The organism is Bdellovibrio bacteriovorus HD100, assembly GCF_000196175.1.
Lineage (GTDB): Bacteria > Bdellovibrionota > Bdellovibrionia > Bdellovibrionales > Bdellovibrionaceae > Bdellovibrio > Bdellovibrio bacteriovorus.
Genome location: NC_005363.1, coordinates 2,209,938 through 2,230,469 on the forward strand (window position 1 = coordinate 2,209,938; position 20,532 = coordinate 2,230,469).

The 20,532-nt window shown below is 50.7% G+C and carries 16 protein-coding genes; 7 read left to right on the top strand and 9 right to left on the bottom strand.

The features are described from left to right. Nucleotides 1-18: 18 nt before the first annotated feature. From BD_RS10585 to BD_RS10595, 3 genes are all read left to right on the top strand, one after another. Nucleotides 19-2,325 (top strand): penicillin acylase family protein, encoded by a 2,307-nt coding sequence (locus BD_RS10585; RefSeq protein WP_231839131.1) that lies wholly within the window; start codon nt 19-21, stop codon nt 2,323-2,325. 11 nt (nt 2,326-2,336) lie between these two features. Next, nucleotides 2,337-2,852, top strand: a complete 516-nt coding sequence (locus BD_RS10590) for a DUF3617 domain-containing protein (RefSeq protein ID WP_011164740.1) — start codon at nt 2,337-2,339, stop codon at nt 2,850-2,852. Nucleotides 2,853-2,927: 75 nt separating this feature from the next. Continuing rightward, complete coding sequence (locus tag BD_RS10595) at nt 2,928-3,419, top strand: hypothetical protein (protein WP_011164741.1); 492 nt, start codon at nt 2,928-2,930, stop codon at nt 3,417-3,419. An 81-nt stretch (nt 3,420-3,500) separates the two neighbouring features. Here BD_RS10595 and cysS read toward each other — a convergent pair whose 3' ends face one another. The 7 genes from cysS to recG form a co-directional block, all read right to left on the bottom strand. Beyond that, nucleotides 3,501-4,949 (bottom strand): cysteine--tRNA ligase, encoded by a 1,449-nt coding sequence (cysS, locus tag BD_RS10600; RefSeq protein WP_011164742.1) that lies wholly within the window; start codon nt 4,947-4,949, stop codon nt 3,501-3,503. A 12-nt stretch (nt 4,950-4,961) separates the two neighbouring features. Then, nucleotides 4,962-6,434 (bottom strand): glutamate--tRNA ligase, encoded by a 1,473-nt coding sequence (gene gltX, locus BD_RS10605; RefSeq protein ID WP_011164743.1) that lies wholly within the window; start codon nt 6,432-6,434, stop codon nt 4,962-4,964. A 146-nt stretch (nt 6,435-6,580) separates the two neighbouring features. Beyond that, entirely contained in the window at nt 6,581-7,075 is a 495-nt protein-coding gene (locus BD_RS10610) for a CarD family transcriptional regulator (RefSeq protein WP_011164744.1), read from the bottom strand. A 213-nt stretch (nt 7,076-7,288) separates the two neighbouring features. Further along, entirely contained in the window at nt 7,289-9,424 is a 2,136-nt protein-coding gene (locus BD_RS10615; protein ID WP_011164745.1) for a S8 family serine peptidase, read from the bottom strand. An 85-nt stretch (nt 9,425-9,509) separates the two neighbouring features. Beyond that, on the bottom strand, nt 9,510-9,914 hold the full coding sequence (locus BD_RS10620) for a hypothetical protein (protein WP_011164746.1): 405 nt from the start codon (nt 9,912-9,914) through the stop codon (nt 9,510-9,512). 118 nt (nt 9,915-10,032) lie between these two features. After that, nucleotides 10,033-13,035, bottom strand: a complete 3,003-nt coding sequence (locus tag BD_RS10625; protein ID WP_157865695.1) for an RCC1 domain-containing protein — start codon at nt 13,033-13,035, stop codon at nt 10,033-10,035. Nucleotides 13,036-13,309: 274 nt separating this feature from the next. Continuing rightward, nucleotides 13,310-15,397 (bottom strand): ATP-dependent DNA helicase RecG, encoded by a 2,088-nt coding sequence (gene recG / locus BD_RS10630; RefSeq protein WP_041583743.1) that lies wholly within the window; start codon nt 15,395-15,397, stop codon nt 13,310-13,312. A 242-nt stretch (nt 15,398-15,639) separates the two neighbouring features. Here recG and BD_RS10635 point away from each other — a divergent pair, with 242 nt between their 5' ends. The 4 genes from BD_RS10635 (at nt 15,640) to BD_RS10650 (ending at nt 19,169) form a co-directional block, all read left to right on the top strand. Further along, entirely contained in the window at nt 15,640-16,584 is a 945-nt protein-coding gene (locus tag BD_RS10635) for an HD-GYP domain-containing protein (RefSeq protein ID WP_041583564.1), read from the top strand. Continuing rightward, entirely contained in the window at nt 16,585-16,962 is a 378-nt protein-coding gene (locus BD_RS10640) for a hypothetical protein (protein WP_011164750.1), read from the top strand. 110 nt (nt 16,963-17,072) lie between these two features. Next, nucleotides 17,073-17,804, top strand: coding sequence for a hypothetical protein (locus tag BD_RS10645; protein ID WP_011164751.1), 732 nt, complete (start codon nt 17,073-17,075; stop codon nt 17,802-17,804). A 105-nt stretch (nt 17,805-17,909) separates the two neighbouring features. Continuing rightward, nucleotides 17,910-19,169 carry a U32 family peptidase C-terminal domain-containing protein gene (locus tag BD_RS10650; protein ID WP_011164752.1) on the top strand — a complete coding sequence of 420 codons (1,260 nt, stop codon included), beginning with the start codon at nt 17,910-17,912 and terminating at the stop codon, nt 19,167-19,169. A 31-nt stretch (nt 19,170-19,200) separates the two neighbouring features. On the opposite strand, the gene BD_RS10655 is transcribed toward BD_RS10650, so the two are convergent. Next, complete coding sequence (locus BD_RS10655; RefSeq protein WP_041583565.1) at nt 19,201-19,695, bottom strand: hypothetical protein; 495 nt, start codon at nt 19,693-19,695, stop codon at nt 19,201-19,203. After that, the gene (locus tag BD_RS10660; RefSeq protein WP_011164754.1) at nt 19,686-20,435 is read right to left on the bottom strand and encodes a ParA family protein; all 750 of its coding nucleotides are present in this window, start codon (nt 20,433-20,435) and stop codon (nt 19,686-19,688) included. The genes BD_RS10655 and BD_RS10660 overlap by 10 nt, the downstream gene beginning before the upstream one ends. Between the last annotated feature and the right edge of the window lie 97 nt (nt 20,436-20,532).

Genomic DNA, 20,532 nt, shown 5'->3' on the forward strand with positions numbered 1-20,532 from the left:
CCCGCCGACAGTTGAGGGATGAAAACACTCAAACGAAGCCTTCTCGTATTCTTCATCCTGGTTACCGTCTTCTGCTTGGGGGTTTACTTCTTCATGCGTCAGTCCCTGCCTCCTATGGAAGGCACCTTGCCTCTTAAAGGGCTGACGAAGCCCGTGACCGTAATTCGGGATCAATACGGCATTCCTCACATCAAGGCGTCCACCAAAAAAGATGCCCTGAAAGCACTGGGCTTTGTCATGGCCAGTGAAAGACTTTTCCAAATGGAGCTGTCCCGTCGCATGACCCAAGGGACGCTGGCCGAGGTCTTTGGTGAACTGGCCCTTCCCAGCGACAAACTGTACCGCAGCCTGATGCTTCGCCGCTCTGTTGAGCGCATGCTTGAAAAGGAAAAAGCCGAAGGCCGCTTTGATCAGACCATGTGGGACGAGATGGAGGCTTACTTTGAAGGGGTGAATCAGTACATCAGCACTCAAAAGGCCCCTTATGAAATGGCTTTGGTCGGAATAAAACCCCAGCCCTTCTCACCATTGGATGCCTATATCATGACCGGTCACATGGCCTATAGCTTTGGTATTGCCTTGAAAGCCGATCCCCTGATGACCGAACTTGCCGGAAAGCTGTCTCCGGAATCCTTCCAGGGCCTTCGCAATGTGCCATTGAAAGCACCTCTAAAAATATCCGGTCTTCAGGGGGGATTCACGCCATTTGAACTGCTGACCGAAAATCTTTTCACGGCTTCCTTTGAAGGCAGCAACGCGTGGCTGATCGGACCAGGCCGCTCGCAGTCTGGCAAAAGTATCTTCGCCAATGATCCTCACATTGGTTTTTCTCACCCCGCAACCTGGGTTGAAGCGCATATTCAGACTCCAGAATTTGAACTTTACGGCCACTATCTGCCCTTGGTGCCGTTTGCAATCCTGGGCCACAGCCGGCAGCACGCCTGGGGCTTCACCATGTCGCTTTCTGACGATATGGATTTGTACGCTGAAACTCTGAACAAAGAAAAAAAGACCGCCGTCTTTATGGGTAAGGAAGTTCCTTATCAGGAATGGACTGAAACCATCAAAATCAAGGATGCGGACGATCTGGTGCTGAACATGATCGAGACAAATCACGGTCCCATCATGGATGAAACCCTGAAGCGCAAAGGTCTGGCGTTGAAATGGGCTTATCATCGCCCGGAAAACAATCCGATGAAAGCCCTTTTTGAAATGGGCAAAGCGCCGAACATGGCGGACTTTGAAAAGGCTCTGCAATACGGAACGGCCCCCGGCTTGAATGTCATGTATGCGGATGCGAAAAATATCGCGTGGTGGATCTTTGGTGATATTGCGATTAAGAAAAACCCGAACTCGGATATGATTTTGGATGGAGCTTCGGGCCTGGATGAATACGAGCGTGTGCTCGCATGGGCTGACAAACCCCACATGGTGAACCCTGAAAACGGTATCATCGTCACGGCCAATTCCCGCCCCGAAGGAATCGCTGAAAACATTCGCGGCGACTGGCAGTCCGACGACCGCTATCAAACCCTGGTGCGCGCCTTGGGCGAAAAAGACCTGTGGAGTGCTGATGACGTGCGCACCCTGCAAACAGATAACTTCAACTACAAAACCCGCGAGCTCCTGGACAAACTGAACGATCATCTGCAACTGGATGAAGCGCAGAATCTGAAATACGAAAATGAACTCAATGCCCTGAAAAACTGGAATTTGCGTTCAGACACCCAATCCGTGGAAGCCAGCCTTTACCACCAGTGGAACAACGAACTGGTATTGCTGCTGCTCAAAGATGTGCCGGAAGAGATGAAGGCCACCTATCTGACCACTCCCTATGCCTGGGCCTTTTATGAGCGCGCCGTTTTGGATGATAGCTCGCCTTGGTGGAAAGACCGCAATCAGGATCAACTGATCACGCAAGCCTTCCTGAACGCGATTGAAAAGGTGCAGGACATCCCCTGGGGGGAACTGCACACGGTGGAATACAAACATCCGCTGGGTCGCAGCTTCCCACTGGATCATTTTTTCAACCTGGGACCTTACCCGATGCCGGGTGCTTACAATGAAATCAACAACAACAAGATGCGCGGGCTTGGTGGTGACTTCCAAGTGGTGGCCGGCCCATCCACTCGTCGTGTGATTGACTTTGCCCGCCCACAAACCAGCTGGGGCATTAACCCTATTGGCATCTCCGGACATATGCTGTCACCATTCTACAAAGACCAGGTGCAGATGTTCCTGGATGGAAAATACCGCCCGCAATACATGGCGGCCGAAGACATTGAAAAAAACAAAAAGTACGAACTGACACTGACACCCCAATAACCGGAGGATCCATGAAGTTTTTGATTTTGCTCACCGCACTTTGCACAGCTTCCACAACATTTGCAGCCTTTGATATCAAACCAGGCCTTTGGGAAGTGAAAATGCAGATGACTTTGGACGGAAAGGCCTTTGATCCCATGGCTGAAATGAATAAAGCCCTGGAACAACTGCCACCGGAGCAAAGAAAAAAGATGGAAGCCATGCTGGCAGGATCTGACAAAATCCCCGTCACAAAAAACGGTTATCGCATCTGCTACACAGCTGACATGCTGAAAAATCCCAACAAAGTGATGGAAGGCACCAAGGCCTGCACCACCAAGATCACCACCCAAACAGCAAAAAAACTGGCGGGAACTTTTGACTGTCCTAAAGACGACGCCAAGGGTGACTTTGAGTGGAATGCCAAATCCAGCAATGAATACGAAGGGCTGATGAACGGCAAAACCAGCAAAGGCGGCAACACTCAAGTCCGCTATCAGGGTAAATTTATTTCTGCTGATTGCGGCAAAGTGAAGCCTGTACTTTAGCACCTGATTCGGTCTTGGACTTTCAGCCTTTTTCTTTGGATGCCATGCTAGTGGCATTCCATTGAAGGAGGCTATATGTTTACCAAATCTTTACTGGCAACTTTTACAACTGTCTTTGCCAGCGCCGCTCTGGCCTATCCCAATGTCGGCGACAAAGTTTCCTGGACAGGCACCCTAAGCACCGTCAACGGCGAAACCAACGCCGTTAAAATCACTAAAGAAGTCATCGGCCACGACGAGAAAAAGAACTCCTGGAAAATCAAAATAGAAGCCGTCGTCGGAACTGACACATCCAGCGAAACGATTGAGATCTCAGACCTCTACTCCCCTGAAAAATACAAAGCCCTGATCGCTGATTGCGAGAAAAACGGCGGAACCCTGGAAAAACTAAGCGCCCCGGCGGGCACCTATGATACCTGCAAGATGAGCATGACCATGGCCGATGGAACATTGGTCGAACGCTGGTGGGGCGACATCCCCTTTGGAGTTGTCAGCAAAAACACCCGCGACAGCGGCAAAATGCCGATCTCAAAACCGGATTTGAATTCGATTATCGCGGGGCTTTAAACTCATGACAGCGTCCGCCATCGTAGCGGCGGCGGATCGCATCAGAGCTTTCATACCGGTGGCGAATAATCAAAGAGCTGATTACTTCGTCACTTCCCAGAAGCTGCCTTCCGGAGTGTCGCTGACAGAAATACCCAATGCCGTGATTTTCGCGCGCAATTCATCAGACTTCGCAAAGTCCTTCGCTGCGCGAGCCTCACCCCGTTCTGCAACCAAAGCATCCACTGCAGATCTTTCCAGGTTCATTTTCTTCAGCAACATATCATCAAGCTTGATCAGGAACGCGTGAGCCGGCTCCTGGAACAAGCTCATCATCGATCCCATTTTACGAACGAAGTTATGGAAGGCCAGCGCTTTGCCTTGAATCGCAGGATTCGCTTTCATGCCACGGCGAACCTGGGCATTGAACTGACGAACCACTTCAAACATCGCCGCAAACGCGTCCGGAGTTCCGAAGTCATGATTCATGGCTTCTTCCACTTTCTTCCAGGCGTCTTGCGTGATTTTCGCAAAAGCAGCATCTTCCTGAGTCACTTCCGGAGTCAGATAGCTTTCAGCCATGGAAAGCGCAGAGTACACACGGGACAACCCGCCGACGGCGCGCTCAACGGCTTCATCACCAAAGTCACTCAAGGTGCGATAGTGCGCAGACAGGATCATCCATTTGTAGATCTCGGCGTTATACATCTCCAGGAATTCTCGCATGGTCACGATGTTCCCCAAGGACTTGGACATTTTCTGTCCGCCGAAGTTCAGCATGTTATTGTGCATCCAGTATTTTACGAAGGCTTTGCCGGTGCAGCCTTCACTTTGCGCGATTTCATTTTCGTGGTGCGGGAAGATCAAGTCCATGCCGCCCCCGTGAATATCGATTTGATCGCCGAAAAGATTTTTGATCATCGCCGAGCACTCAATGTGCCAGCCCGGACGACCCGGGCCCCAAGGAGATGGCCAGGACACTTCACCCGGTTTTGCCGCTTTCCACAGAGCAAAGTCCATTGGGTTGCGCTTTTTTTCGTCGACTTCCACTCGCGCTCCCGCCAGCAAGTCGTCGGTGTTACGACCACTCAGTTTGCCGTAGTCCTTGAAGGATTCGATGGAGTAAAGAACATCGCCTTGCGCTTCGTAGGCTTTTTTCTGACTGACCAGACTTTCCACCATGGAGCGGATGTCGTCCATGTGCTCAGTCACTTTCGGATTCATGTCGTGCGGGCGAAGGCCCAGGCTCGCAAAATCCTTTTTGTATTCAGCGATGTATTTTTCAGACAATTCCGTCGGACTCATACCCAGCTCGTTCGCACGGTTGATGATCTTGTCATCAACGTCCGTGAAGTTCAGGGCGTAGGTCACTTTGTAACCCAGATGTTCCAGCCAGTTGCGAACCATGTTAAAGACTACCGGCCCGCGGAAGTTCCCCACGTGCAGGAAGTTATACACCGTCGGACCACACACATACATTTTCACCTGTCCCGGCGTCAGTGGTGTGAAATCTTCAAGCTGCTTGCTTTGGGAATTGTGAATCTTCAACATAGTTTTTTATACCTACACTTTTGCCAGGGCCTGCTCTGCGCGAGCCACCAGCGAGGATTTTTTCATCAAAGGAACCAGAGTCTTCAATTCAGCTCCGTGAGGCTTCCCGATCACCGCCACACGAATTGGCATGAACAGGTGTTTGCCTTTGGAACCGGTCTGGTTTTTCACTTCGTCCTGCATCTTCAGGAATTCTTCCTCTGTCATATAGTCAGAAGGATGCGCCTGCAGCAGATTTTTCCAGGAAGTCAGAACCGCTTTCGTGGATTCCCACTTCAGGGTTTCATCGGCTTCCGGCAAGATCACATAAGACTTGTCATTCAATGGACGATAAAGCTCGATCGCATCAGCCAGGATTTCCATGTAGGGCTTGAACAAATCCAAAGACTTGCTTTGCCATGCCGGATCCGTTGGCAGATCCATGTTTTCACGAGCCAGGAATGGCGCGACTGCTTGCCACAACTCTGCATTTGGCAAAGCACGCAAGTGCTGCGCATTCATCCATTTGAACTTCACACGGTCAAAGATCGCACCCGACGGATTCAAACGGGAAATATCAAACACTTCCAGCATGTCTTTCACAGACAGGATTTCGCGCCCCTGAGGATCAGACCAGCCCAGCAACGCGATAAAGTTCAATACGGCACTGGCCAGATAACCTTCGTCTTTCAACTGACCGCAAGCCACCGCGCCTTTGCGCTTGGAAAGTTTTTGGCGGTCTTCATCCAGAATCAAAGCCATGTGACCGAACTCTGGTGTTGGCCAGTTCATTGCCTCATAGATCATCAACTGTCTGAGGGTGTTTGGCAGATGTTCTTCCGCGCGGAAGACATGAGTCATCTTCATCAGGTGGTCATCGACCACGCAGCAGAAGTTGTAAACCGGCATGCCGTCAGAACGAAGCAGAACAAAGTCCCCCACCATGTCGGATGGGAATTTGACTTCACCACGCACAAGGTCAGTGAAGATATAATCTTTCACCAGATTTTTGGTTTTAAAGCGAACCACGGCTTTGTCGCCGGTTTTCAGTCTTTCCAGGGCTTGATCCAAAGTCCAATCCTGGTAAGGCGACACCAAGTGCGCGAAGCTTCCGGCTGCGGCTTTTTGCTTTTCAATGTCCTCTTCGGTCATGAAGCAATAGTAGGCTTTGCCTTCTTTCAAAAGCTGATCGGCGATTTCTTTGTAGATGTGCAGACGCTCACTTTGACGGTAAGGACCATTCGGGCCCACGTCTTTCAACGTCACCGGGTCCACGCCTTCGTCCCATTTCAAACCCAGCCAAACCAGGTCATCCACCACCCCACGCAGAGATTCTTGAGTGGAACGGGCTTCGTCCGTGTCTTCGATGCGCAGGATGAACTCGCCGCCATTTTTCTTGGCAAAAAGATAGTTATAAAGAGCGGTTCTTGCGCCCCCCACGTGCAGATAACCCGTTGGGGATGGGGCAAAACGAACACGAACATGCGGAGAGATTTTCGAGGACATACGGAAACTCCAAAGCTGGGAAAGGCCCAAAATAAAAAAGGCCTGGTCTAAGAACCAAGCCTCGAATTTATTATGTTTTTCTGAAATCGTCCAGCCCACTTAACATTTACTAGGCTGGTCAAAAAGGTTCAGCCGCAAGGCGACTGTTAACCCGTGATGCCGAAGATCGCTTTTACTTCTTCTTCTTTGAACAGCTCTTCCTGGCTGGTCGCCAAAGTCAGCTCTTTCAGAAGCAGACTGCGCGCAGAATCAAGCATCTTGCGCTCACCGAAGGAAAGCTCTTTGTCCGCTTTCAAAAGGAACAAATCGCGTAAAACTTCAGCAATCTCGAATACGGAACCCGTTTTGATCTTCTCCATGTACTCGCGATAACGGCGATTCCATGTCTGATTGTCGATCTTGATGTCTTTTTCTTTAAGGATTCCAACAACTCGGGATGCTTCGGATTTGGAGATGATAGGACGCAAACCCGCGGACTTTACGTTCGTGGTAGGGATCATGATCTTCAGACCCGTGTCCACCAACTGCATGTTGTAGAACGTCGTCTTAGTACCAAGCATCTCTTTGGTTTCAATAGAAACCACTTTAACAACGCCGTATCCAGGATAAACTGCATTATCACCGACATCAAACGTCTGCATTCACGAACCTCCCCAAGGGAAAAGGGACACGTCCTAGGGCCTAGACCTTTGGACAGACTTGCAACCTCGACTGTTCTATCAAATTTGACACGAGTTATCAAACGGGAGCAGCGCATTGGAAATAATTTCAGAGCCCAACTCAAAACAAAAAAGGCCCGGAATTACCCGAGCCTTTTGCTAGTATTTACAAATACTTAGATGGCCTATTTCGACCTATTTAGCCGTATAAACTAGAGCGTAAGCTTGAGCCCCGTTCTTCCCTTGCGGAACTTTAAAGCCTTTTACAGTCAACTTGTAAGTGCCCGCCGGCAGGCCGGACTTTTCGATCATCTCAAGATTGTTGATGTGATCGTTCATGCTCAGGGTCTGACCATTTGGCAAAGTCAGAACCAAATCCAAGTCGTTCACCAGAGCTTGGGCCGCATTCGCAGAACCCGGAGCATCCGTCCAAACAAGGTTCGCATACAGGCTGCCTGGCGCATTCAAAGTGAATTCGTAAGAAACCTCAGCTCCTTGAGCCACACCCTGACGGTTGTCGACAAACTGAGTAGCACCGCCCAAGTTGGCGATGTTAGCCACATCCACGCGACCGTAACCTTCATCCGAGTTCGGGCGACGAGTCAGGATCTCTTGACCGCGAGCCGCGCCGATTTCACCGAACTGACCTGGGTACATATCAACAGCCGTGTGAAGCATGGTGGCTTTCATCAAAGCCGCCGATGGGTTTTTCATGCCCAATTTTTCAACAAGCACCTGACGAGCAATCGCCGCCGCCCCCGCAGCCAGCGGAGTCGCCATGGACGTACCACCAGACCAAACATAGTCTTTGTTGTAAGCGCCCCAAAGCGGAGAAGCGTCTTTTTCCTGAGAGAACACACTCAAAACGTTAGTCCCCGGAGCCACGATATCAGGCTTCGTACGACCATCTGTTGTCGGGCCACGGGACGAGAACATCGCCAAACCGTTGCCGTTATCAGAGATATAAGAGCTGTAGATCGGCTCTGAAGGCCATTCATCCTTGGCTGCGCGAAGTTTGCTGATAGGAACCTGAATACCACCGGATTTGGTGACGTTTTCAGAAGCGCCCACAGTCAAAACGTTCTTTGCCGTGCCTGGAGAAGCCATGGAGTTGGAATCAATACGGCCGTCTTTGTTCTTGTCTGCGCCGCTGTTACCAGCCGCAAACAGAATCAACATGTCCGGGTTCGCGTATGACCATTCATCCACTTGAACTGCGAAGTTGTCATAAGCACCGAAGGTACGAGCACCACCCCAGGAATTGGTGTGGATACGAGCGCCATCGGCGAAGGCTTTTTCAAACAAATCCCCTAGTTTGGATGGAACACTCAAGTTCTTCATCATTGGGGACCACATGCCTTCAGCAACCATGTTCGCCTCGTAAGCGCCGCCTTTCAGCAAACCTTTGGAAGCGGTCCCACGACCCATCACAGATCCGGCAACGTGAGTTCCGTGACCCATTGGATCAGACCATGATTTAGACCACAAACCAAAAGGATAACCCGAGATCACGCCGCCTGCGAAATCCTGATGGATCGCGCCGGTGTTACCGGAATCAAGACCCGTATCCGCCATGGAAACAGTCTGACCTTTACCTGCGTAGCCCATGGCCCAAGCTGCATCAAAGTTCATCAAACGAGTGCCGGACTCATCGCCCGTCAGGTCTGAATAATCACCCGCTGCAGTTGCAGAAACCTGATCTGCCAGATCTTCATCCATCGCAAAGTGCAGGGATTCAATCACTGGAGCCGGCTGAACGTGCTCAACACCTGTCAAAGCAGCCACCGCCGGAACAAGTCCGCGAGGAATCAAAGCAGTGATGTGCTTTCCATCAACAACTTGAACCGCTACTTTAACATCCATTTTTTCAATTTTAGAGGCGATCACTTCCACTTCGTGGGATTTGAAAGTGTTCACAAGGACTGCAACCATGTTGTCTTTAGTAAAGACGCTGGCTGGAGCAAAGGAGTTGCTGACTTTATAATTGCCAGCGTATTTCACCACAGCCTGAACACCAGGGTGGTTGGTTTTGAAAGTCACAAGATCAGAGTAGATCCCACGAACAACCAAAGCATCATCCGGAAGATAGCCGAACACTTCAAACTGAGCCTTCAAAGCTGCTTTGTCTTTTTCAGTAACCGCTTTTTTGAACTGAACGATGTATTCAGTGGCTTTGGCTTCCATCATCCAGGAAGCAGCGTAGTTGCTGGTAAGTTTGTTGGTGTCGATAGCGCCAGCATTGAATTTCAATACCGTGCCTGCTTGTGCCGCGCTGACAGAAAGAACTGCCGCGACCGTAGAGACCGTGATGCCCTTCACAAGATGATTCATAATACCCCCTCTGAGTACAAAATCAGATCACGACCGAAGTCCAGTCGCAAGGGGTACTTAGTATATTGATGCGCTGAGTGATTTTTTAAAGACGATGAGCCATCACAGCCAGAGATAGATTCCCTGCCGTGCGACCTTTGGAGTTCATGCCAAATTCCATCTCTTGATTGTCAGGAGCAAAAATCTGAGCGCGTTCCGCGAGTTTCTTTTGCCCACGAACACGTTTGGTCACGGTCACATCCATATAGAGACCGTCTTTTTTATTCACTTGGGATTTGCGCGCAAACACTTCCACCAGTGTTTCGCTTTGTCCATCGTCAGAGATTTCGCTGATAAAGCTTTTTTTGCCGGATTTAGCAACCGTATTGATTGAAATAGGAGAAGCCCCCTTCAAACCGACACGCATGTTCACCTTATAAGAAGGTGCCGCCGCCAATGACTGAAGAGAGAATAAAACTGTTGCCGTAACTACGCTGAAGATCAATTTCATAAGAGCACATCCTTGTGATCTGTGAAAAGGATGACAAACAAAATTCACGGATGCAACAGCAAAATGTTCCGTATTTTTTTGCCAACTGACGAAGCTTCCCACTTTCGGATGAACCTCGTTAGTCCATGAATACAACTCCGGCCGAATCCCCACCCACAGCGGCGTCTCCCCAGGTGACGACACTGCCGTTGTCCTTCAGCGCGGCAAAAGCCCCTTCGGTGGCATAGACGACCTTCACTCCTGAAGTGAGCTTACCAGCTTGAGCACCGGGACTGCCCCCGTGAGCCCCATCACCCCAAACAACAACAGCACCGTTGGATCGAAGAGCGGCAAACGCCCGGCCGGAAGCAACCACCTCTTTAACATAGCTGAGAGAAGAACTGACAGCTGAAACATCTGCACCGGCGGCAGCATCACCAGCTGTCTGGATCGTTCCATCATCCAACAAGAATGCGGTGGCGGCCAGGTTTGTAAAGGCACGAATGAAGCGATTTGAAAAATTCGCATTTAAAGTTCCATTGCCGGCCCCTGTCGAGCTTTCTCCCCAGCTGACCATGACACCGTCAGCCTTGTTGGCAAAATATCCTTTACCTGTCGAAGTGACTCTTAAAACATTCGATGACAACGAAGCACTCACCGAAGAGCTGTTGCCGCCAAAAAGAGAATCTCCCCAAGTAACAACCGCTCCCAATGGCTTCAAAGCCGCAAACGCTCTATCTGAAGGGATCACATCCACAATCCCACTTGCAAGGGAAGCGGACACAGACGAAGAGTCCCCGCCTGCGGCAGAATCACCCCAGGTCACAAGGCTGCCATCATCTTGCAGAGCCGCAAACGCTCTTTTGTTGGAATAAATCTGAACTGTTTTTGATGTCAACGCCCCAAGCACGGAGGCACCATCGCCCCCGGCGGCCGCTTCACCCCAGGTCACAACACTTCCATTGTCTTTTAATGCCGCAAAGGCCGTGTCGGTTGAATAAATCCGAACAACCCCCACCAATTGGGCTGCGACCGCGGAACTGTCACCCCCAGACGGCGAGTGCCCCCAGGTCACAACAGTCCCATTCGCTTTTAAGGCGGCAAAACTGCGACTGTTCGCATGGATCGTCTTCACTCCGGAAGCCAGCAAAGCACCTGCGGTATCGACGTTCCCACCGTAGTCACTGGCTCCCCACGCAACCACCGAACCATTTGACTTCAGCGCCGCAAACGCACGCTCTGTAGAGAACAGATCTTTTACCCCAGCCGCCACCGCCGCACTTGAGAAATTAGCAATGTCGCCTCCCCAACTGACAACGGAACCATCAGACCTCAAAGCGGCAAAGGCCTTTTTGGATGCGATAACCTTCTTGGTCGACTTAAAGGGCCCACTCAATGACGATGAGATCGCACTGGTGTCGCTATCCAAACCCCACGACACGATGGTTCCATCATCTTTTAAGACAGTAAATGTACCGTAGTTGGAAGTGAGTTTGACGACTCCAGCCCCAAGAGAAGAGCTGACCGTTGAGGTATCGCCGCCATAACTCGCATTGCCGGACGCCACCACTGAACCGTCGGATTTAAGAACCGCATAGGCGCCCGCGGTCGTGGTTTCCAATCCCACGCCATCGGCTGCCGCCAACTCTGTGGCCGCTCCAGTACCGCTAGAGATGCTGTAAACCGCCCCGTTGCTTTTATAGGCAAAGACCCGGTTTCTGGCCACGAAAATGTCCGAGACACCCGATGCCAGCTCTGGAGGTGATGCGGAGAATGGCGTGTAGCCTCCCCAAACAAAAACAGCACCACTGGAGCTTAAAGTGACAAAAATACTGCCAGCGCAAACAATTTTGCGATTCTTTTGCAGCTGAGCCAAAAACGCTGACGGGTCGCCACCGGCCGTCGCCTTACCCCATGTGATCACCGAGCCATCTGCCTTCCGCCCGGCAAATCCACCTTCATTATTGGCACAGATCAGCTCGATAACACCTGGAGGAGCCACTGCATCTGCTCCATAGGCCGTGCTGCCCCAATGATATATAGATCCATCCACACGCATGGCCGACCAGGCATTTCTCTTACCAGCGGCGGCAATAACTCCGGAGCCCGGAGAAGAAATAGCAACCGGAACCGAACTCTCGTCACTATATCCACCCCAAACGGCAGCTGTTCCATTGGCCTTTAATGCCAAAACACTATCCCTTGCCGCTATAAGTTTGTGCACACCACTATTGGCTGACGTTACTGAAGTCGGAGGATTTCCTCCAGAGTGAAAGTAGCCCCAACCAAACACAGTTCCATTGCTTCTTAGACCGGAAAAGGCCTCTTCATTTGATACCATCGAAACCATGTGCTGCGCTGACGTGACATCCGAAACCGCTCGCGAGCTTCCCCAGTTCACCAGAGTTCCGCTGGATTTTAATACGGTAAATGCATCTTCATAGTTCGGCGCGAGCACCGCACTGATTCCTGACTTTACCGCATTCTGAGTTGCCACACTCATATTCGTCACAGCGGCATTCCAGCCCCACGGAACAAAAGAACCATCCCCAAGCAAAACCCCGGAAGTCCGTCTGGAGTTGAAAATATCCACCACTTTATAAACCTTCACAGGAATGACGAATGAACGCGCATCACTCACAAAGTTTCCGGCACTGTCTTCGTAATAGACGCTGACGCTAATATTTCCGGCGCCTGAGCTGGCAACCACAAGATCCGCGCTCCAAACTCCCCCGCTGCAGGCAACCGTGTTATTTGTCGGATAGTTAAGGTAAATATCTGTCCCGGTCTCGTCACAAGAACCACTGACAATAAAGCTGTTTGCATCAGCAACCGAGCTGCCGGCCACAGGACTGGTGATTTCGATCACCGGTGCGATGTTGTCGACTGTAATCAAAAACGGAGACGTTGTTTGAACACTCGACTTTCCATCGTTGCTTCGCGCAACCCCCGGTGCCACACCAACACTTACAACTCCATTGCCCGTGCAGTTATAAAGTTCGACGTAATAGCCTTCAGAGTCGTCAAAATACACCTCGCAGGTCGCCGCCCCACCATTGACCACGATATCAGACTGGTCAATCTCGATGATGTCTGCATTTTCAAACTGCAGCTCCATCCCGACATAATTGTCTACGTTCACAGTTAATCTTGAAGGAGTGTCAAAGGTGACCGTAGGAAATATCTCAGTCCCACTATCGGGCGTTAAGTTTTCAATTAATTGAGAAGCCTTCTCTGCAACCAGAGATGCATCCAAAGAGCACCCCACTGACAACAGGAAGAAAAAAGATAGAATCAGAATCCGAGACGTTCTAAATAAAACATGATCCATAGATCACTTATCGGCACATCACGGAACAATAACAGTGGTTTAAACCAATAATACCAGGTCCCTGTGTTTCAGAACGAGACTCTGGCTATGCAATGCCGGCTAGGGCCGCAGGGCCGTGCTCACGCAACAGCTCTGCCTTCAGACCCTGGTTTTCAACGTAGGAAAGTCTTGGATCTTTTCTTAGAACCTCGAAAGCGGCTTCACGGGCTTCCTGTAAAATCGCCATATCCCGCACCAGGTTCGCAAGCTTAAACCCGGAAAGACCCGACTGTTTGGTCCCCATGAATTCACCAGGGCCGCGCATTTCAAGATCGAATTCGGCGATCTTGAATCCGTCGGTGGTTTTTTCCATCATCTCAGTGCGGGCTTTGCCTTCTTCGGAAACGGCGTAACCCATGATCAGAATACAGAAGCTTTTATGCTCGCCCCGTCCCACCCGGCCGCGCAACTGGTGCAGCTGCGAAAGCCCAAAGCGTTCGGCGTGTTCGATGATCATGATATTGGCATTGGGCACGTCGACGCCGACTTCAATGACGGTGGTTGAGACCAGCACTTGAATTTCATTTTTACGGAACTGATCCATGACCTGATCTTTTTCGTCAGGCTTCATCTTCCCGTGTAACAGACCGATCTTCAGCTGCGGATAAAGCTCTTTCAGCTTTTCGTATTCTGACACTGCATCTTTCAAATCAATCTTTTCGCTTTCCTCCACCAGAGGATACACGATATAGGCCTGACGGCCTTTTTGGATTTGCTCCAGCATGAACTGCAGGGCTTGAGGGCGCTTGCTTTCAAAGGTCGCGCGCGTCTGAATAGGACTGCGGCCCGCCGGCATTTCATCAATAATGGAAACGTCCAAGTCCCCATACACGGTCATCGCCAGCGTTCTGGGAATGGGTGTCGCGGTCATCACCAGGAAGTGCGGCGAGTTGCCTTTGTTTTTCAAAACCCCGCGTTGTTCAACCCCGAACCTGTGTTGTTCGTCGATAATCACAAGGCCCAGATTCGCGAATTGCACTTCGTCTTCAATCAATGCATGGGTGCCGATGATCAAATCAATTTCCCCCGCACCCAGGGCCGCCAGCAGCTGCTTTCGCTCCGAGGCTTTGGATTTACCCACCAGCAATCCCAGACGGATGCCCAACGGCTCTAAGACCTTTCGGGCGTTTTTGAAATGCTGTTCGGCTAAAATTTCAGTCGGCGCCATCAAACAGGATTGGTAGCCGCTTTCGGCGGCATAGATGGCAGCCATAAAGCTCACAAGCGTCTTTCCGCTTCCCACGTCCCCCTGAACCATTCGGTGCATGGGATGACCTTTTTCCAGATCCGCTTTGATTTCGGTGAAGACGCGCTTTTGTGCACCTGTCATTTCAAATGGCAATGACTGAAGCAAAGCCCGCATCTTTTCACCGGAGTTTCTGATTTGCGGAGCCCCTTCTTTTTGGAAGCCCGCTTTTTTGGAAGCCAGATAAAGCTCCAGCCAGAAGAACTCATCAAAGATGATGCGTTTTTGAGCTGCTGTTTTAAACTCGGAATATTGCTTGGCCTTATTGGGATCCGGGAAGTGGATGTCCTTCAGGGCGTCTTTGCGCGGGATCAGGTTGTACTTTTCACGCATCCACTTCGGGAACGCCTCTTCCGGCCATTCTTCGATTTGCGCAAAGGCCGAACGCACCAGCTTCATGATCTTGGCTGTGGCAAGGCCTTCAATTTCAGTGTACAGCGGAATCAGCGCATCCTGGGTTTCTTCGTCAGGTTCCACATCCTTGATGTCAGGATGATGGAATTCCAAACGGCCGCGGTATTCGGTGACTTTTCCCACCACACGAACTTCGGTGAAGGGCTTAAAACGTTCAAAGTAACCTTTGTAAGGCACACGGAAGTACTTGCAGTGAATCTGACCGGAAGCATCCCTGACCAGAACGTCATACATCTTGCGCGCCGAGCGCCCCATGTTCACGCTGTGAACGGCAACGACCGTGGCCTTGATGCTGACAATGTCATCCGGGCGCAGGCTTGAAATGTTTCTGGCCGCGCGCTGATCCTCGTAGGCTCTTGGATAGAATTCAAAAAGGTCCCCCAAGGTTTTTAAACCTTTACGGGAAAACAGATCCCCCAACTTGGGACCCACACCTTTTAGAAACTGAATTTGCGTATCCAGACGAAGAGCCATGCAGGGATTATGAACCATTCACCGGGATTTCGGCAACTGCCGAACCCCCGGCAACGCAGCCTGCCGGGAACCCGGCGGGAGCTGTTTCACCTCGTGCCCCGGAGCGCGAGTTTCACTATTGCTCGTCCCGCATTGAAACGTTGTGAGGGGCATTCGCCCCTCTGACTCTAGACCAAGGACCGAGGTGTTTGTTTATTGCGGATTTAGTTCCTTCAAATCCCCTTCCGTGGCAGAATTTTCCTATGGATTCCACGACTTACTTCCGCATTCGTCTGAGCACAATTCGCCCTGATAAAGTCACCAGTTTTGACATTTACATCCTTGTGGATGGTAAACATATTCTTTACTTACGTGCGGGTGACAAGCTGGCTTCCGGTAAAATCAAAACTTTGCACGGACGTGACACGGGCGATTCCTTCTTCGTGCGCATAGAAGACAAACAGACTTATCGCGACTGGGTGAAGGAAGAAATGAACTCGGACCTTCTGAACCCGTTTGATAAAGCCAAGATCCTGCGGGAATCCTCGGTTGCGTTGATGGAAGATCTCTTTGAAAATCCGGATGTGAACAAGGCGCTGGATGAATCCCGCCCGATTATCACCGATTTCATTGACCTGATGGAAAACGCACCGGAAGCCATGGGCTTTATGATCTCGTTGTCCGGACATGACTTCTATACCTACAATCATTCTTTGGACGTCAGCATTTATTCTTTGGGTTTGGGTAAAGCTCTTGGCTATGATGCAAAAACTTTGGAAGAGTTGGGTGTAGGTGCCCTTTTCCACGATATTGGTAAACGCAGCGTCAGTCTGGACATCCTTTGCAAAAAAGGCGGCTTAACAGATGCCGAGTGGGAGCAAATGAAAATGCACCCGCAGTACGGTTTGGTTATCATGAACAACCACCCGAACATCAGTGATGCAATCAAGGCCGCCTGTTTTGAGCACCACGAATCCTGGGCTGGGAACGGTTATCCTCAGCAACTGGTGGCGGAAGAAATCCACCCGTTTGCAAGGATCGTCGCCATCACCGACACCTATGACGCCATGACCACACAAAGATCCTACAACGTGCCGATGACACCGATGGATGCTGTCGCCATGATGAAGGAAAAACTGGCCGGTCGTTATGATCCCGACATGCTGAAAGCCATGTATTCAGTACTTTTCAAAATAAAGGTCGCTTAGATGAAGCTCGTTTTACATTCCCTGGTTCTTATTGCCTGCGTCCCGCTGATTGCCATTGCCCTTGAACCCACGAATCCCGCTGGCTTTTGTGAACGCTTCATCGGCGAAAAAGAAATCAACGAATGCCACGAGCGCACCAAATCCGAAAACGTCGACTGGTATGCCGCGACGGTCTGCCACCTGCAACAAGACGACAAAGCCTTCTGGGCATGCTGGGACAGCATCCAAGGGCAAACCTACAACCCGGCTGAGCTTTCTAAATGTGGAGAGAACACCGAAGCCAGCGACACCCAACGCCAAAGCTGTATTGATGCCGCCCGTGGGGGTCGTAAGCCTGCGTCCGTGGCTCCGTTTCAGCCTTTAAAACTTAAAAAATAGGACCCCACATTCTGGGGCTGTCGAAAAAACTGACAGCCCCTTGTATTTTATTCTTCGGCACTGAATCAAATCCCCCGTCTTCAGCAAAATTTGATAGAACCTTTGCCACTATGAAAAAGCACTTCGTTTTCTTGGCAATTTTGGGACTTTCTTTGGTGGGCTGCAGCTACCCAATGGAAGAATTGGGTCTGTTCAAAACCGGCGGTCTTGAGGTTAAAGGTTTCAGCAAATTCCAAAACGAAAAAGTCAGCTTCGATGTGGTTAAATCCACCGCCCTAAGCACATGCCTTGAGTGCCACACTTCCGGTGGTCGCAGCATGAACACGGCCGAAAAGGTACTGGCGCAAAAAGATGCTATTTTGGGTGCGATCAACAAAGGCTCTATGCCGCCTCGTTCAGCGGGTTACAAGCCGCTGACAGCCTGTGAAAAACAAATCCTTGAAACCTGGATCGACGATCAGGTGCGCAGCCGTTCTGACGTTCAGAAGGTCGGCGAACTTTCCAACTGTGGTGATGCCGAAGCTCCAGTTCAGAAACCTGAAACAGATCTGGCGACGCTGGAATTAAGTTTTGAAAACCTGAAAAAAGAAATCCTGGGTCCGAAGTGCATGGTCTGCCATAGCACTGAGACCGCAAAACGCACGATCCTTGAAACGGTAGCGGACCTTCACAAGCATAAGCTACTGGCGGCTACAGCCGAAGAAAGTGTCTTGTATCAAGTGACGGTGCCGGGGATGAATAAACGCTTCATGCCTCCGCAAAGAGGCAACACGATGCTGGCTCCGCTAACGGAGGCTGAGCTGAGTTACCTGAAAAGATGGATTGAGGCTGGGGCGAATTAATCGCCTCCAGGCTCCACCCGGCGGGTTGGTTTTTCGGCCGCCTCTTGAACTCCTGCCCGGTTCCTCCTAAAAGTACGAAATTACTTTTAGTGATGGAGAACAAAGATGAGTCCCGAACTCTTGATGCCGGCAGGCTCCCTGGAAAAACTTAAATACGCTTACCGCTATGGCGCCGATGCCGTCTATGTTGGCGTCCCCCTTTTCAGTCTGCGCGCCCGCGAAAACGAAATGACCATCGAAGACCTTCAGGCAGGAATTGCCTTTGCGCGCGAACACGGCAAGCAGATCTACGTCACGGCCAACATCTTTGCCCGCAATCTAAAACTCAAATCCTTCCGTGAAAACTTTAAAAAATGGGTGGACCTGAAGCCCGACGCCTTCATCATGAGTGATCCAGGCTTGATGATGATCGCCAAGGAAGTCGACCCAAACGTCAATATCCACCTGAGCGTGCAATCCAACTGCATGAACTGGCAAAGCGTGAAATTCTGGCAGCAACAAGGCGCCACACGCATTATCCTCAGTCGCGAGCTGCGCTTGGAAGAAATCCGAGAGATTCACGAACGTGTTCCTGGCATCGAACTTGAGGCCTTCGTGCACGGATCCATTTGCATTGCTTACTCCGGCCGCTGCCTGTTGTCCCACTACATGAGCTATCGCGATGCCAATCAAGGGGTCTGCGACAACAGTTGCCGCTACGGCTATAACATTCACAAGGCCGAAGGCAGTAAAGACGACGAATTCTATCTGGAGGACCTGCGCGACAAGGGGCAATTCTATCAAATTGACGAAGACGAACACGGCACCTATATCATGAACGCGAAGGACCTTTGTGTCATTGAGCACCTGAAAGAGCTGCGCGATGCGGGGATCTGCTCATTCAAAGTGGAAGGACGCACTAAATCTCTTTATTACGCTTCAATGATTTCCAGAGTTTACCGCAAGGCGATCGATGACATGATGGCGGGACGTGAATTCGACCCAAATCTTTTGAAGGAACTGTCCAAGGTCCCGAATCGCGGCTATCACACGGGTTTTGTTACTGGCAATCTGAGCCATAATTCCCAGGAGTACCGCCATTCGACCTCCCGCAACTTCACGCAAAGATTTGCAGGCGTCGTTTTAGGACAATCAGAAAATCCAGAATTTGTAAAAGTCGAAGCAAGACACCGTGTGCGCACGGGGGACACAGTCGAAGTCATTTCCCCCCAAGGAACACAAACAGCCACGGTCGGCCGTATTTTGAATTCAAACTACGAAGTCGTTCCGCAGGCAGGCGGCGGAGGCTTAACTTTCCATTTGGAACTTCCTGTCCCTGCTACTCCTGATTCTCTCATCAGCTTGATTGAATCTGGGGGGTTCTAAGCCCCAGGAAACTTATTCCCGGCCGAAACGACTACTCCAGCTCACCCAGCAGGAACTTCATCTGCTGATAGTCTTGAGCGGTGCCCAGAAGGCCTTGGGATTTGATAGTTGCGGTTTTCTTGATTTCAGAGGACTTGGGTGCCTTGGGTGTTGCCTTCTTCGCCTTGGGCACGGCAGAGGCCTTTACAGTCGTGGCAGGGTCCCACTTTTCAGAGATGGCGCCGCCAGCTAGCGCCGTCTTTTCTGCTGTGGACAGCAGTTCGGCTCCGGCCGAGATCAGAAGGAATCGGTACTTGATCTGCTCATTTTGATTCAACCAAAGCTCGGCACTGTGGCGCACGGATTTTTTCGTCGCCACAGTTTTAAGAGCAAACTTTTGCTGCACCCCGAAGCTGTCTGTCACTTCAAGATACAACGATTCCCCTGGCGCCAGACTCGCATCCAATAGCTCCACGTTGGTGATCAGTTTATCACCAACGGGCTGGGTTGAATCTAGAAACAAGGGGTTGTGCTTTTTCAATTCCACATTTCCTGAGCAAGACTTGCCAAAGCAAGGCCCGCCGGGTTCTTCGGAGAGAAGTCATTCACTGGCAAATGCTTGTGGTGAGCTTCTTCAACCGCGATGGATTCAGGAATAAAGTTGTTAAACACCGGGATGGAATAGTTGGTGCGAAGATCCTGGATGACCTTTTCCACAATACGGCGGTTGCGGTACTTGGAGATGATGATCCCACGCACGTTGATGGTGTGACCAAGACCGTTCTTGATGCTTTTCAAAGTCTCAAGGATCAGATCAATGCCCATCAACGAGAAGTACTCTGGACAGATCGGAATCACGATGTCCTTGGAGGCAATCAACGCATTCACGGTCAAAAGACCCAAAGACGGAGAACAGTCGATCACAACGATGTCGTATTCTTCTTTGATTTCTGCCAAGGCTCTTTTCAGGATGCTTTCACGGCCAAACTTCGTGGACATGGAGATTTCAATACCGCTCAGCATGATTTCAGACGGAATCACATCAATGCCGAAGGATTCAGAAAATACCACCGCGTCCTGCGCCTGCACTTCACCGGTGATAACGTCATAGATTGTGTCTTCGAAGTCTTCATCGCCAAAGATCGCGCGAGTGGCGGAAGATTGAGGGTCCAGGTCGACCAGAAGAACTTTTTTGCCTTCTTTCGCCCACTGAGATGCCACGTTGATTGCGGTGGTGGTTTTTGCCACGCCACCTTTTTGATTGATGAATGATACGATGCTGCCCATACACGATTCCCTTCGTGGTAGATAAAATTCAACACCTAAGTCTAGCTGTTTTATTTGGGCAATGTGAAGCGCGATTTCGATTTCACGACGCGGCTGC